The organism is Actinosynnema mirum DSM 43827 (genome assembly GCF_000023245.1).
Lineage (GTDB): Bacteria > Actinomycetota > Actinomycetes > Mycobacteriales > Pseudonocardiaceae > Actinosynnema > Actinosynnema mirum.
The window spans coordinates 7,362,332-7,376,654 of the sequence record NC_013093.1; the positions used below are offsets into that span (position 1 = coordinate 7,362,332).

A 14,323-nucleotide genomic window follows, 5' to 3' on the forward strand; every position below is an offset into this window, starting at 1 on the left:
GGGTCAGCGGAACTCGTCGGTCAGCCTCACGACCGGAGGAAATCCGCTTGCAACGGGTCCCCCGGCCCGCGCGGCGGGCGCGGAGGCTTGGGCGTGTTCGGAGGGCTGGGCAACCAGGCGGACGCCACTACGAGCCCGATCATCAGCAGCAGGTAACCGCTGACGAGGAACGGGGCGTTCCTCCCACTCGGAAGCCCTTCCGCCCCCACCTCGGTGATCAGCATCCCGCTGGGGTCCACCACCAGCGAAGTCCGGTAACCGACCGAGAACTCACCGCGCCGCCTGGGGAAGTGCTCGACCTGCTCGCTCCCGCAGTCGAACAGGACCGTGGTGTGGGGCCGCTCCTTCGGGTTCGCCTTGCGGTCGACGCGCGCGACGACGCACTCGTCGAGGTGCTTGCCGTGAGTCGAGGACCACCACGACCCCACGGCGGAGGACACCGGCAAGCCTCCGCCGACCGCCAGCAGGAAAGCCCCCGCGGCGAGGGCGAACCGCCCGGACAGCCACGCGCACAGGAGGGGGAACAGCACGCACGCGAAGACCCCCACCAGGAACAGCGGGCTCGCGGTGAACGCCACGAGCGGCACAGCTGAACCGGTCACCAGGCACGCCACCACCAGGACCGGCTTCTTGGCCTTCTTCCAGCTCACTCGTCCAGGTATCCCGTCTGGCGCTTGAACTGCCTGGCCTCCTCGGTGATCCCCTCTTCCCGCAGTTCGTCCTCCTTCGCGCTCTCGCGGGCGTAGTCGGCAGTGGTCTTGATCTGAAAACCTCCGTTGTCGAAGCTGGGCGTCGAGTGCGGCGACACGGTCCCGTCGGCACGGGTTCGCGGCGTGAACGGGGTGTAGCGGTCTGCGATGCCGCTGTACCGGTCGGCCGCGGAGAGGTGGTTCTGCTCGGTGAACTTCTGCGCGACGGTGCCCGCGTCCTTGTAGCCGTCCACGAACTCGCGTCCGCCCTGCTTCGCCTTGGCCGCCGCGTCGCTCAGCGACGGCGCGGTGGTCCCCCGGTCAGCCAAGCGCTTGCCGACGTCGTCCAAGCCCTTGCCCAGGCCGTCCAGCCCCGGAAAGCGTGGTGCGCTCGGCGTCGGCGCACCCCCACCCGCCTTCTTCCCGAACCGCGCCAACCCCTTCAACGCATGCCCCAGCGCACCGGTGAGCTGCTTGATCCGCGACAGGATCCGGGTGACGACGCTCACCAGCTTGCTCAACCTCTGCGTGATCTTGCCCAGCACCAAGGCCCCGCGCCCCACCGCCCACGCCGTGAACGCGGCGATGGAACTGCCCATGCTGACCACGGAGGACGCCAGCGCGATGGCCGCGTTCCGAACCACCTCCCAGACGAACATGGAGATCAGGTCCCGGATCACGCCCCGGATGGTCGCCGTGATGGTGCCCGCCGCGGCGATCTCCTCGGCGATCCGCGTGCACGAGTCGCTGAGCAGCACCGTCTCCTTCGCCAGCTGCCGCTGGCTGCCGCGGAATTCCTCCGCCGCTCGCTGCTGCCAACCCGACACCCGGGTCTCGACGGCGTCGTGCTGAGCCTTGGCGACCCTCCTCAGCGCATCAGCGCTCTCGTTCCACGTCGTCACGGCGGCCTTGATCCGGTCGCCGTTGCCCGCCAGGTAGTCCAGCGGCTCGCGCAGGAAGGACACGTGCTCGATCAACCACCCGATGCCCGCCGTGCCGAGCGCGCCCAGCGGGTCCAGCGCGGCCCCCAGCAGGTCGAGGCCAGCCGCGCCCAGGTTCATGGCGATCTCAGCGACGTCACCCTCACCAGCACGCTTGCCGGAGTCGATCAACTGGAACACGGACTCGACCGGCCCCGCCCCCGCGAAGTTGTCCGGATTCGTCCAGCCACCCCGGTCGCCGAACCCGGTCCACTCCACCATCAGCCCTCACCCCCGAACCCCGCCGCGTTCCCGTCCTCCACGGCCGCGTATTCCGCCGCGGTGGCCCTGGTGTCCCCCGCCGCCTCCCCGTACGCCGCCGCCAGCTGCTCGATGCCCGCGACGACCTCCGCCGCCGCGCTCTCCGCGCCGTTCGCGAAGAACGACAGCAGCACCCCGAACGTCTCCCCGCCCAGGTTCACCCCGCCGGCCCTGCCCGCCGCAGCGCCCACCTCGCCGCCGCGCCCGTCCTGCGCCTCGGCGAACGCCTCCAGCTGCCCGGTGACGACCTCGTACCCGCCGCCGCTCACCTGAGCACCGGCCCGAAGCCGTCGTCCTCGTCCGGCTCGCCCCGGTCCGCCGGGCGTCGCGCGGGCGGGGCCGGAGGAGCGGGCGGAGGCGAGTAGCCCGGTCGCGCCGGTCCGGCGCCCCAGGACTCGTCCCGCAGCACGCCGCCCTCCTCGCGAGCCCGCGCAGCAGGCTCCTCGGCCTCCTCCACCGGGATGAACCCGGTCAGGAACTCGATCGCCTGCGTCCCGCCGAAGTCCGGTTCCAGCACCGCCGCGACCTGCCGCGCCGCCTGCGCCTGGGCCTGCCGCAGCACCCCCATCACGACCTGCCCCAGCTGCACGTGCGACAGCTCGCCCGCCTTCGGCGAGAACTCGATCGCCTGCACCGCCCCGTTCGGCGCCACGGTCACCGAGACCGCCCCGTCCTTGGCGCGCACGGTCGCCGACGCCTGCCGGATCTGCTCCTGCGCCTGCGCCGACCGCGCGGCCAGGTCGCGAGCCCTGGCCTCCAGGTCGGCGATCACCCGTTCGGGTTCCACAGTTCCCCTCCCTTGACCAGCACAAACGCTGGCCCCCGGAGCGGGAGTATGGCGCTTTCCCCACGGTCGGGTGGCCGAAATCCGACAAAAGACCTCGGCCCTGCGCAGCGCGTCACACCGGAACGGCGCGTCTCACCCGGCCTTGGGGATGTGCAGCGGCCCCAGCGCGAGCACCGCCCGGAACTCCTTCGGCGGCACCGGCCGGGAGAACAGCCAGCCCTGGTACGCGTCCACCCCGACCCCGCGCAGCACGTGGAACTGGGTGGCGGTCTCGACGCCCTCCGCGACGCACTTGCGCCCCATCGCCCGCGCCATGTCCACCACGGCCCGCGCCACCGCGAAGTCCGACGAGTCGCTGCCCACCCCGGCCACGAACCGCCGGTCGACCTTGATGATCTGCGCGGGCAGGTCCTTGAGCCGCGCCAGCGACGAGTACCCGGTGCCGAAGTCGTCCACGGCGAACTGCACGCCGCGCTCGACCAGCTCCGCCATGGACTGCCGCACCCGCGAGGGCAGGTCGACCAGCGCCGTCTCCACCAGCTCCAGCACCACCCGGTCCCACGGGATGCCGGACTCGGCGATGGTCGCCGACACGATGTCCACGAACTCCGGGTCGCCCGGCACCAGCCCGGCCAGGTTCACCGCCACCGCCACGGGCTTGCCGTCCGGCGCGGGCCAGGTCGCCGCCTCCTTGAGCGCGGTCCGCAGCACCCACCGGTCCAGCTCGCGCAGCAGGTCGCCCTGCTCGGCGACGGGCAGGAAGATGTCCGGCGACAGCAGCCCCCGGTCCGGGTGCGGCCACCGCACGAGCGCCTCGGCGGTCTGCACCGACCCGTCCACGCCGACCACCGGCTGGTAGTGCAGCGCCAGCCCGTCGTGGGCGAGCGCGTCCCGCAGCTGCCCCTCCAGGTGCACCTGCCGGTCGGCCGACGCGATCAGCGCCGCCGACGCCAGCGACACCCGCCCGGCGCCGGACCGCTTGGCCTCGAACATCGCCGCGTCCGCGAACCGCAGCAGGTCCGCGCCGGTGGCGCGCGAGCCGTTGGGCACCGCAGCGCCGATCGACGCCGACACCCGGACCAGCTGCCCGTGCACCGGGACGGCCGTGCGCAGCAGCCCGGCGACGCGGGTCGCCAGCGCGTCGACGCCGCCCACCGCGTCGATGTTCTCGCAGATGATCACGTACTCGTCGCCGGACAGCCGGGCCGCCGTGCACCCGTCGGGCAGCCCGCCCTCCAGCCGCCGCGCCAGCGCGACGAGCAGCTCGTCACCGGCGTCGTGGCCCAGGGAGTCGTTGACCCGCTTGAAGTTGTCGATGTCGCAGAACAGCACCGCGACCTTCGCCCGGTCGCCGCCCTCCAGAAGCTCGCCCAGCAGCTCCTTGACCAGCGCCCGGTTCGGCAGCCCGGTCAGGTCGTCGTGGGTGGCCTGGTGGCGCAGCGCCTCGGCGGTGCGGCGGCGCTCGGTGATGTCCTGGAACACGATGAGCCAGAACCGCCTGCCGTCGTCCTGCACGGACAGCGCGATGTGCAGCTCGCAGTAGACCCGCTCGCCGTCCGGCCTGACCAGTATCCGCTGCGGGATCTTGTGCGCCCGCTCCGCGCCGAACTCGGTCATCCGGCTGACCGACTGCAGCCGGTCGTCGTTGTCGGCCGGGTCGGTGAGCTGCTCGGCGGTCATGCCGCGCAGCTGCTCCAGGTCCATGCCGAGCAGGTCGCACAGCGCGTCGTTGGCCTCGACCAGCCGCTCGCCCTCGTCGAACAGCCCGATGCCGACCGGGGTCAGCGACACCAGGTCGGCGAAGCGCTGGCTGGAGCGCTGCATCCGGGTCTCGGCGACGCGCTGCTCGGTGATGTCCTGCGCGGTGCCCACGGCGAGCGTGCGCCCGTCCGGCCCGTTGATGACGACGCCGTGGCTGCGGAACACCCGCACCGCGCCGTCGCGCCGCACGATCCGGTGCTCGCACTGCACCGGGGTCTCCTCGGTGGCCAGCTGCTGCCACATGTCGTCGACCCAGCCCCGGTCGTCCGGGTGCACCAGGTCCAGGTAGGTCCGGTACGTGGTGCGCTCGTCGCGCGGCACGCCGAACAGCTCGGCGAGCATGTCCGACCACACCACCTCGCCGGTCGCCAGGTCCCACTCCCACACGCCGAGCCGGGCGGCGCGCTGGGCGTCGGCGAGCCTGCGCCGGTCCTCGCGCAGCTGCCGCTCCATGGCCCGCGCCTCGGTGACGTCCTGCACGGTCCCGTGCAGCCGCACCGGGGCGCGCCCGCCGGGTTCGCGCTCGACGCGGGCGCGGCACACGTAGACCCGGTCGCCCAGCTCGCTGCGCACCTCGGCCTCCTGCGTGCGGCCGTCCTTGGCGCGCAACAGCTTCCGGCGCAGCTCCAGCAGGTGGGCGCGGTCGTCGGCGTGCACGCCGCCGAGCAGGTCGTGGCGGTCGGGCGAGACGCCGATGGCCGAGTACATCTCCAGCAGCACCTCGCTGCGGTGCAGCGAGCGGCCCCGCACGTCGTAGGTCCAGCTGCCGATGCGGGCGATCCGCTGCGCCTCCAGCAGGCGCGCGCGCTCGGTGGCGAGCGCCCGGTCGGCGCGCCACTGCTCGGTGATGTCCCTGATGTAGCCGGTGATCAGCCGGGCGCGGCCGTCGGCGCGCAGCTCGGCCTCGGCGACGCCCCTGATCCAGCGCAGCTCGCCGTCCGGCCGGATGACCCGGTAGACGATGTCTATGGGCGCGCCGGTGATCTCGCGGTTGCTCCAGTAGCTGGCGACCACGTCGTGGTCGTCCGGGTGGGTCACCGCGAGCACGGCCTGCGCGCCGGGCACGACCGAGCCGGGCTCGATGCCGAGCAGCTCGTAGTGCGTCCTGGACCACACGGTCGCGCCGGTGTCCGGGTCGTACTCCCAGGAGCCGATGGCGGCCACGCGCTGGACCGCGCGCAGCCGCCGCTGCTCGTCGCGCAGCTCGTCGGCGGCCTTGGCCAGGTCGGACACGTCGACCAGCAGGACGGTGGTCAGCCCGGCGGCGTCGGCGGGTCCGCGCACGACGCGCACCGCGACCTGGACGCCGTCGGCGCGGGTGAGCCGGTGGTCCGGCGGGTCGCCCGCGAGCAGCTCGCCGAGGGGGCGGCCGACGAGCGCGCCGGGGTCTGCGACCCCGGCGAGCGCGGCAGCCGCGGCGTCGGCCCTGACCACGACGCCCTCGGGGTCGCACAGCAGCGAGGGCGGGTCTGGCGGCGTCACGCCGCCCAGCGCGACGGCCTCGGGTCGCGCAGGCCCCTCGGGGTCGTCGAGCACCACTGGAGCGCGGCCAACCCGCTTGGGCACGGTCCCACCTTCCCGTGTCTGGGGGCGGGGATGCCCGGCCCGGTCGCCGCCCCGTGGACCGCCTGCGGGAGCAACCCCCTCGACCGGGGACCGTTCCCCCGGAAGAAAAGGACGCTAGCGCCTAGCAGCGTCACGTCCCACCCCTTAACGGACTAACGATTGAACCCGATCGTGGCGTCGTTTTCCCGAGAAGAAGACGGACAGCGTCGGCTGGAGCTCTCCCAACTCCGACAGGGGATCAGGCTACTCCGTCTTCGGCCGCTGCCAAGGCCACAGCGGCGGCGACTTCCGGCCCGACCCTGGGGTCGAGCGCGCTCGGCACGATCCGGTCCACCGCGAGGTCCTCGGCGGCCACGGCCGCGATCGCCCCGGCGGCGGCCAGCTTCATGCCCTCGGTGATGCGCCTGGCCCCCGCGTCCAGCGCGCCCCGGAAGATGCCGGGGAACGCGAGCACGTTGTTGATCTGGTTGGGGAAGTCGCTGCGCCCGGTGGCCACGACGGCGGCGTGCCTGGCCGCGACCTCGGGGTGCACCTCGGGGTCCGGGTTGGACAGCGCGAACACCACCGAGCCCGCCGCCATGCTCGCGACCTGCTCCTCGGGGACCTGCGCGGAGGAGACGCCGACGAACACGTCCGCGCCGCGCAGCGCCACGTCCAGGCCGCCGCGCAGCCCGCTGCCGTTGGTGAGCGGGGCCAGCTGCTCCTTCACCGGGTTCAGCCCGGCGCGTCCGGCGTGGATGATGCCGCGCGAGTCCACGAGGGTCACCTCGCCCGCGCCCGCGGCGAGCAGGATGCGGGTGATCGCGACGCCCGCGGCGCCCGCGCCGGAGACCACGACGCGCTGGTCCGCGATGTCCTTGCCCAGCACGGTGTTCGCGCCGCGCAGGGCGGCGAGCGTGACGACGGCCGTGCCGTGCTGGTCGTCGTGCATGACCGGCACGTCCAGCGCCTCGATCAGCTTCGCCTCCAGCTCGAAGCAGCGCGGGGCGGAGACGTCCTCCAGGTTGACCGCGCCGAAGGACGGGCGCAGCCGGACCAGGGTCTCCACGATCTCGTCCACGTCGGTGGTGTCGAGCACCAGCGGGATGGAGTCGAGGCCGCCGAAGGCCTTGAACAGCGCGGCCTTGCCCTCCATGACGGGCAGCGAGGCGCGCGGGCCGATGTCGCCCAGGCCCAGCACGGCGGTGCCGTCGCTGACGACGGCGACCAGGCGGCCCGCCCAGGTGTAGCGGTCGGCGAGGGAGGGGTCGGCGGCGATGGCGCGGCTGACCCTGGCCACGCCGGGCGTGTAGGCGATGGACAGCGCCCTGGGGTCGGCGAGCGAGGCGGTGGCCCCCACGGCGAGCTTGCCGCCCTCGTGGGCGGTGAAGATCTCGTCGTCGGTGAGCTGGACTGGGGTGTCGTTCACTGCGGTCACTTGACCTGCGTCCTTCCTGCGGCGCGTGAGGCCGGTCAGCACTCCGGATCGCGTTGTCGCGCGTGATCGACGGGGCCGTCGGGTGTTAATGGGGCGCGGAACACCCATTCGGGGTCGAGTTGCGACCGAATGGCGGTCCGCGCGGCCTGGGTTCGCCAGATGTGGCAGCGTAGGGCATCACCGAGTGCGGTGGGGATCACACCATCGCAGCAGGTCAGGGCCATCTTCCAGAACGCTCGTCCGGTTTGGCGCGCGGTTCGGCGGATTTGCGCAGGCAGGATCGGTCAAGACCCGTAATGAACTAGGGTGACGCCCATGCAGGCACGCGAGTTGCGAATTCCCGGTGCGTTCGAGTTCACACCTTCGGTTTTCCCGGACGACCGCGGCTTCTTCGTCGCCCCGTTCCAGGAGTCGGCGTTCGAGCGGGCCACCGGGCACCGGCTGCGGGTCGCGCAGGTGAACCACTCGCAGTCCCGGCGCGGCGTGATCCGGGGGCTGCACTACGCGGACGTGCCGCCGGGGCAGGCGAAGTTCGTGCACTGCCCGCGCGGCAGGCTGCTGGACGTGGTGGTGGACGTGCGGGTCGGGTCGCCGACGTTCGGGCAGTGGGACGCGGTGGAGCTGTCGGCGGAGAAGTTCAACGGCGTGTACCTGCCCGAGGGGTTCGGCCACGCGCTGATGGCGCTGGAGGACGACACGGTCACCGCGTACCTGTGCAGCGAGGGGTTCAACCCGAAGGCGGAGCGCGGCGTCGACCCGCTGAGCCTGGACCTGCCGTGGCCCGCGGGCGTGGAGCCGGTGCTGTCCGAGAAGGACGCGCAGGCGCCGAGCCTGGCGCAGGCGCGGGAGCAGGGCCTGCTGCCGGACTACGAGGAGTGCGTCCGCTGGTACTCGGAGCTCAAGCGCGCCTGAGGCTCACCCCGGTTCCAGGCCGCCCCCGGCCCACGGCGACTTCTTCAGCCGACCGGGCCGGGGCCACACCCGGAACCGCACGACCCCGAGCACCTCGGCCGGTCCCAGCTCGCGGGAGTCGGTGGAGGCGAACGGGTTGTCCCCCTCCACGTGCCACCCGGTCCCGTCCACCCGCACGGCCCGCTTGACGGACAGCTGGCCGGGCCGGTGCGCCCACCTGACCAGCACGACGTCCCCGGCGCGCGGTGGCCGCCCGTGCGCCACGGAGACGAGATCACCCGTCCGGACGGTGGGGTGCATGGAGGGCCCGCGGACCTTGAGCATCCCGAGCACGATCACCTCCGACTGCCCGACCGGTTCACTCGGAGTAGTGTTCCGCACGTCGGAGCATCCATTGTCAGGGAGGAAAGATGCGACTTCTGTCGCGCATCCGTGAACTCCACCGCGCGATCCCGGAGGCCACCGCGCACTGCGACCTCCCGTGCGGTGTCTACGACCCGGCACAGGCCAGGATCGAAGCGGAGTCCATCAAGGCGGTCCAGGAGAAGTACCAGGCCAACGAGGACCCGGAGTTCCGCCAGCGCGCCGTGCTGATCAAGGAGCAGCGCAGCGAACTGGTGAAGCACCACCTGTGGGTGCTGTGGACCGACTACTTCAAGGCGCCGCACTTCGAGAAGTACCCGCAGCTGCACGACCTGTTCAACCGCGCCACCAAGGCCGCGGGCGCGTCGGGCACCAAGGGCAACATGGACCCGGCGACGGGCCAGCAGCTGCTGGACCTGATCGCGGAGATCGACAAGATCTTCTGGGAGACCAAGCAGGCGTGAACCACGCAGGCTGAACCGGCGCCCGCACCCCGACACCGGGGCGCGGGCGCCGTTCCCGTTCCAGGGCCGTCGCGGCGGGTCAGCCGGTCGGCAGGCGGACCGGGACGACGTCGCCGCCGACGGCGTACTGGTACGACAGCGGCGTCAACCGCTCCTCGTCGATCCGCCACGGGCGCGCGACCCGGACCTCGCCCCCGGAGGCCGTGCAGGTGACCCGGTCGAGCGAGATCCCGCTCACCACGACGAGCACCGAGTCCCGGTGGTCGCGCCGGTTGAGCTCGACCTCGTTGCGCGTCAGCACGATCCGGCTGTCCGCGCCCCAGGGCTGAGTGGTGCCCTTCACCTCCACGAACAACCGCTCGTCACCGCGCCGCGCGTCCAGGTCGTAGGACCGCACCGCGCCCACGTCCTCCACCTCGTAGCCGAGCTCCTCCAGGTGCTCGGCGGCCAGCAGCACCGCCCGCCCCTCGACGGCCTTGCGCTCGGCGGCGGACCGCAGGAACCCCTGCCCCGCCCGCCGCCTGCCCGCGACGACCTCGGCGGCGCTCTCGGCCTCGGCGACCTCGGGCGCGCGCCCGTCCCGGTGGTGCAGCTCGGCCAGCACCCCGAGCAGGAACGCGAGATCGCGCTCCAGCACGTCCTCGTCCGGCACCTCGCCGATCGGGTAGTGGAACCCGGCCACGGTGCCCGCCTCGTAGGCGGGGCCGAGCTTCTTGCGGCTGGCGTCTAGGGAGATCGCGGTGACCAGGTCCTCCCTGGTCGACAGCCGGTCCCAGTTCTGATCCCTGGCGACCGCCGCAGTCCGCCTGAGCTCGCTGAGCGGCAAGGGGCGGAACATGCTGTTCTCCCACTTGGTGGCACCCATGCCGAGGGTCAGGTAGACGCCTTTCCCCTTCGCGTTGAACAGGTAGACGAGGTACCAGCCCTTGGTGGCCGAGGGCGACCTGCTGTGCGAGTAGACGCGCGCCCACGGGATCTCGCTCTTGCGACCGGTCCCGTCCCGCGCCTCGACCCGCAGGTCGCCGATCGGCTCCGGCAGCTCCGCGTCCAGCCGCTCGACCCGCACCCTCAGCCAGCGCGTGATCCCGTCGCGCACCAGCTTCCCGCGCTCCTGCATCTCGACGGTGTTCTCCTGGCTCCACACCGACTGGAGCCGCAACACGCCCTGTAGCAAATCCCGCACGGTTGAACCATAAGCGCGTCATCACATCGGCGGTCCCACTCACGCACCGCGCACCCCTCCTTCCCCGCCCGCGCGTTCCCCACCACCCACCCGGTTGACCAGTGCGACAGCCGCGTTCACGTCGTGTCCCCGAAGTGCGCTATCCCACCCCGCCCGACCCCCGCGCCCACGCCGCGCCGCCACTACGCTCGTGATCGTGACGGCCCACCTCTACCTCGTGCGGCACGGCCAGACCGCTTGGTCCGAGAGCGGCAGGCACACCGGGATCTCGGACGTGCCCCTCACGACCCACGGCGTTCAGCAGGCCAGGCGCGCGGGCGCCGTGCTGGCCAGGCTGCGCGGAACCGACCTTCCCCCCGCCCTCGCGCTGTGCTCCCCCCGCGAGCGCTCCTGGCGGACCGCCGAGCTCGTCGGGCTCGAGGCGGAGAAGACCGAGGCGCTCGCCGAGTGGGACTACGGCGACTACGAGGGCCTCACCACCGAGCAGATCCGCGAGCAGGTCCCCGGCTGGACGGTCTGGACGCACCCCTGCCCGAACGGCGAGACCGCCGAGCAGGTGCGCGACCGGGCCGCGCTGGTGGTCGACGAGGCCCGCACCGGGTTGCGCAAGGGCGACGTCGTGCTCGTCGGCCACGGGCACTTCACCCGCGCGGTGATCGCCACCTGGCTCGGGCTCGGGCCCGAGGACGGGGTGCGGTTCGCGCTGGACCCGGCGGGCATCGCGGTGCTCGGGGACGAGCGCGGGGTGCCGCAGGTGCGGTCGCTGAACGTGCCCGCCTGGGAGCTCGCGAGCGACTGACCGACCGACCGACCGATCGGCGGTCACGCGACGGTGGGGGGACGCCCCACCGTGCTGCCCGCATGTCGGAAAGCGCACGGATCGGTGACCTGCTTTCGCCCGAGCGGCGGAGCGCCTCAGCGCCGCAAGCCCACCGCCCCGTACGACACGGCCTCGACGCCGAACTCCGGCTCGTCGCCCTCCCTCCGCCACTTGGACGACAGCACCAGTCCCGGCTCCAGCAGCTCGAACCCGTCCAGCAGCACCTCGACCTCCGCCTTGGTCCTGGGCGTGAGCGGGTGCGCGTCGGTCGCCACGCCGAGCAGCTTGTCCACCACCTCCGGCTGGAAGTCCGCGGTGAGGTGGGTGAACACCAGCAGGCTGCCCGCCGCCATCACGTCCCGGTACCCCGCCACGACCCGCTCCGGCCGGTCGGCCGTCACCAGGCACGGCAGGATCGCCACCATCAGCACCGCGACCGGCGCCGTCAGGTCCAGCAGCTCGCGGCACTCCGGCGAGCCCAGCACCGCGGCCGGGTCGCGGACGTCGGCCTCCACCATCGCCACGCCCTCCCGCCCGCGCAGCATGGCGCGGGCGTGCGCGACAGTCGCGGGCTCGTTGTCCACGTAGACCACGCGGCAGTCCGGGTCGACCTCGTGGGCGACCTCGTGCACGTTGCCCGCCGTGGGGATGCCGGACCCGAGGTCGAGGAACTGCCGGATGCCCCGCTCCAGGCACAGCTTCACGGCGCGCCGCAGGAACGCGCGGCCGTGCTGCACCATCGCGTCGGCGGGCACCTCGCTGACCGCGCGGAGCGCGAACTCCCGGTCGACGGCGAAGTTGTGCGCGCCGCCGAGGTAGTAGTCGTACAGCCGAGCCGCGTTCGGACGGTCCCGGTCGTCCGACACCGGTCTCGGGGAGTTCTGCACAGCGCACCTCACCCTGCCTGGACTGCGAAGCGGCGCGAACGCCTGCGAAACCGTATCCGGGCTACTCCGTTCGTGTCCATCCGCCAATCGTGAACACGAAGGGTGATTGCTGCTGGTCTAAGGGGGCTAACCACTCGTCCGAGGGTCATCCTGCCGGGCCCCGATCCCCCGGTTGGAAGATCGACAACCCGCAGCTCAGGACCCCGACCGCGCCACCTCGCACTCCCGGTAGCGAACGACGGCCGGAATCAGCGGAAATGCGACACACGACACCGGACGGGGGAGTCGAGCGCGCGATTCCGGGGTGGGGGAACCGGACCGCGCACACCCCGCAACCGGGCACGGGAGCCCGAGCGCGGCCCCGGACGCCCGCTCGATCCCGACCGGACGCACGAGCGCGACGAGCGGAGCGGGCGACGCGGGAACCGGACACCGGGCGGGCAGCGGCGAGCCGTCGAGCAGGCAGCCCGACGCGCGCGGCACCAGCACCTGCCGACGGCCAGCGGTCGGCGGCTCCGAGCCGGAACCCCCTCGCCCACGACCGATCCGCACGGCTTCGGGAAGCCGATGCCCCCGAACACTCCGGAACGGCGGCGCCCCGCAGGGCACCGCCGCACCGCCGACCCACCTCGGGGTCACCCGCCGGACCCGAGCCCGACGAGCCCCGCCGGGCCTGAGCCCGCCAAGTCCCGCCGACTCACGACCCGACGAGCCCCGCGAAGATCACACGCCCGCGTACTGCCGGATCCACGACCGGTACTGCCCGACCGCCGTGTAGTTCGACACGCTCGACCGGTCGCTCGTGGAGGCCACGCCGACCTGGTAGTACCTGCCGTCCACCGGGCTCGTCGCGAACATCGGGCCGCCCGAGTCCCCGCCCGCCGCGATGCCGTTCACCCGGCGCACCGAGATCGCGACGCCGCCCCGGTAGTCCCGCCCGTTCACGGTCGACACCCGCGTGTCCGCGACCTTCAGGTACCGCGACTGGCAGTTGATCTCCGGCTGGTTCGTGCAGGTCGCGCCCCAGCCGTACAGCTGCACGGTCTGCCCGTTCACCACGGCCGCGTTGGTCCCGAGCGGCGAGTAGGTCGCGGTCACCGAGCGGTCCAGCTTCGCCAGGGCCAGGTCGACCGACGGGTGCTGGATGATCTGCGTCGCGGTCGCCACCGTGCCGCCGCTGCTCTGGTCGAGGCTGCCGATGCGGAAGGTGTAGGTCGCCGAGCTGGCCACGCAGTGCTGCGCGGTCAGGATCCAGGTCGGCGCGATGATCGTGGCCGAGCAGTTCTCCCGGCCGTTCGCGAACAGGCGCGCCGCCCACGGGGCGTTGCTCGCGGTGCCGCCGCCGATGATGGCGGGCGAGAGGTCGTCGGGCGCGGGGGCGGCGGAGGCCGCGGGCGCGATGGCGGTCACGGCCAGTGCCGCCAGGAGCGCGGCGCCGGTGCTGATGGCCGCGGACAGGGCGCGGGGCAGTCGCATTGAGTCACCTTCGGACGCAGGGGCGGTTGCAGGGGGTGGCGAAATCGCCACGCACAGCATCACCCGTCACGGTGAGTCGTCCAACCCCCCGATCGTCGGCGGGCAACCAGACGATCTGCGGGGGTCGGACGTCCCAACCGGCGTGCGCCTAGTCGTCGTCCGACTCGTGCAACCCGAGCGCCCATCCGCGCGCCGCGTTCGTGAAGAGCAGGTAGATCACCCCCACGACGTAGACCCCGATCAGCGCTCCCCAGAGCTGCCTGTCGGAGGGCCCGTACATGTACCAGGCGACCCCGAGCAGGAGCAGTTGGACGACGAGCGCCGGTGTGCGACCCCAGCCTTTGCCCAGCGCAAGGCCCACGCCGACCGCGACGACGCCGGAGCAGAGCACCGCGAAGTACGCGGCCTCGCCGAGCACCTGCCCGCGCGCCACCTCGGGCGCGAACGACCGCACGACGAGCGCGATCGCGAAGCCGAGACCGACCAGTCCTTGCACGATCGTGAGCGCCCCGGCCGCGCGCACGGCGCCGGGTACCCCCCGTTCCACCATCACGCTGGCCCTTTCCTCACCGTGCGTACTCGTCACGGATCGTAGGCCACCCGGTTGGCGAGTCCCGTTCGACCGTCCGGCAGGCGAAGATCATGGAGTCTCTTCGGCGAGCCGACGGTCGGGTCGGGGTGCACTTGTCGAAAAGCGCGGCAGCACGTCAGGGAGGAGCGTCGCGGCCGGCCGGTGACCGGCCGCAGAAGATGAGAT

Annotated in this window: 14 protein-coding genes; 3 read left to right on the forward strand and 11 right to left on the reverse strand. The window is 72.6% G+C overall.

Annotated features, from left to right (window positions below):
* Nucleotides 1–26: 26 nt before the first annotated feature.
* From AMIR_RS31100 to AMIR_RS31125, 6 genes are all read right to left on the reverse strand, one after another.
* Nucleotides 27–650, reverse strand: a complete 624-nt coding sequence (locus tag AMIR_RS31100; protein WP_015804962.1) for a hypothetical protein — start codon at nt 648–650, stop codon at nt 27–29.
* Complete coding sequence (locus tag AMIR_RS36410) at nt 647–1,891, reverse strand: WXG100-like domain-containing protein (RefSeq protein WP_015804963.1); 1,245 nt, start codon at nt 1,889–1,891, stop codon at nt 647–649. Before AMIR_RS36410 ends, AMIR_RS31100 begins: the two co-directional genes overlap by 4 nt.
* Nucleotides 1,891–2,199 carry a type VII secretion target gene (locus AMIR_RS31110; RefSeq protein ID WP_015804964.1) on the reverse strand — a complete coding sequence of 103 codons (309 nt, stop codon included), beginning with the start codon at nt 2,197–2,199 and terminating at the stop codon, nt 1,891–1,893. Before AMIR_RS31110 ends, AMIR_RS36410 begins: the two co-directional genes overlap by 1 nt.
* The gene (locus AMIR_RS31115) at nt 2,196–2,717 is read right to left on the reverse strand and encodes a YbaB/EbfC family nucleoid-associated protein (RefSeq protein WP_015804965.1); all 522 of its coding nucleotides are present in this window, start codon (nt 2,715–2,717) and stop codon (nt 2,196–2,198) included. Before AMIR_RS31115 ends, AMIR_RS31110 begins: the two co-directional genes overlap by 4 nt.
* Before the next feature lie 132 nt (nt 2,718–2,849).
* The gene (locus AMIR_RS31120; protein ID WP_015804966.1) at nt 2,850–6,044 is read right to left on the reverse strand and encodes a sensor domain-containing protein; all 3,195 of its coding nucleotides are present in this window, start codon (nt 6,042–6,044) and stop codon (nt 2,850–2,852) included.
* Nucleotides 6,045–6,282: 238 nt separating this feature from the next.
* A complete protein-coding gene (locus AMIR_RS31125; protein ID WP_015804967.1) occupies nt 6,283–7,461 on the reverse strand; it encodes an NAD(P)-dependent malic enzyme in 1,179 nt (392 codons plus the stop codon).
* A 315-nt stretch (nt 7,462–7,776) separates the two neighbouring features.
* Here AMIR_RS31125 and AMIR_RS31130 point away from each other — a divergent pair, with 315 nt between their 5' ends.
* Entirely contained in the window at nt 7,777–8,373 is a 597-nt protein-coding gene (locus tag AMIR_RS31130; RefSeq protein WP_015804968.1) for a dTDP-4-dehydrorhamnose 3,5-epimerase family protein, read from the forward strand.
* A 3-nt stretch (nt 8,374–8,376) separates the two neighbouring features.
* On the opposite strand, the gene AMIR_RS31135 is transcribed toward AMIR_RS31130, so the two are convergent.
* Entirely contained in the window at nt 8,377–8,754 is a 378-nt protein-coding gene (locus AMIR_RS31135; protein ID WP_240438735.1) for a S24 family peptidase, read from the reverse strand.
* Between the two features lie 29 nt (nt 8,755–8,783).
* Here AMIR_RS31135 and sodN point away from each other — a divergent pair, with 29 nt between their 5' ends.
* Nucleotides 8,784–9,200, forward strand: coding sequence for a superoxide dismutase, Ni (sodN, locus tag AMIR_RS31140; protein WP_015804970.1), 417 nt, complete (start codon nt 8,784–8,786; stop codon nt 9,198–9,200).
* Nucleotides 9,201–9,279: 79 nt separating this feature from the next.
* On the opposite strand, the gene AMIR_RS31145 is transcribed toward sodN, so the two are convergent.
* Entirely contained in the window at nt 9,280–10,383 is a 1,104-nt protein-coding gene (locus AMIR_RS31145) for an MrcB family domain-containing protein (protein WP_015804971.1), read from the reverse strand.
* Between the two features lie 196 nt (nt 10,384–10,579).
* Between AMIR_RS31145 and AMIR_RS31150 the strand changes: the two genes are divergently transcribed.
* The gene (locus AMIR_RS31150) at nt 10,580–11,182 is read left to right on the forward strand and encodes a histidine phosphatase family protein (RefSeq protein ID WP_041838542.1); all 603 of its coding nucleotides are present in this window, start codon (nt 10,580–10,582) and stop codon (nt 11,180–11,182) included.
* A 116-nt stretch (nt 11,183–11,298) separates the two neighbouring features.
* Here the strand turns inward: AMIR_RS31150 and AMIR_RS31155 are convergent, their stop codons facing one another.
* From AMIR_RS31155 to AMIR_RS31170, 3 genes are all read right to left on the reverse strand, one after another.
* Nucleotides 11,299–12,090, reverse strand: a complete 792-nt coding sequence (locus AMIR_RS31155) for an SAM-dependent methyltransferase (protein WP_015804973.1) — start codon at nt 12,088–12,090, stop codon at nt 11,299–11,301.
* A 723-nt stretch (nt 12,091–12,813) separates the two neighbouring features.
* Nucleotides 12,814–13,566 (reverse strand): S1 family peptidase, encoded by a 753-nt coding sequence (locus AMIR_RS31165; RefSeq protein WP_015804974.1) that lies wholly within the window; start codon nt 13,564–13,566, stop codon nt 12,814–12,816.
* A gap of 148 nt (nt 13,567–13,714) precedes the next feature.
* Complete coding sequence (locus AMIR_RS31170; RefSeq protein ID WP_015804975.1) at nt 13,715–14,116, reverse strand: hypothetical protein; 402 nt, start codon at nt 14,114–14,116, stop codon at nt 13,715–13,717.
* Between the last annotated feature and the right edge of the window lie 207 nt (nt 14,117–14,323).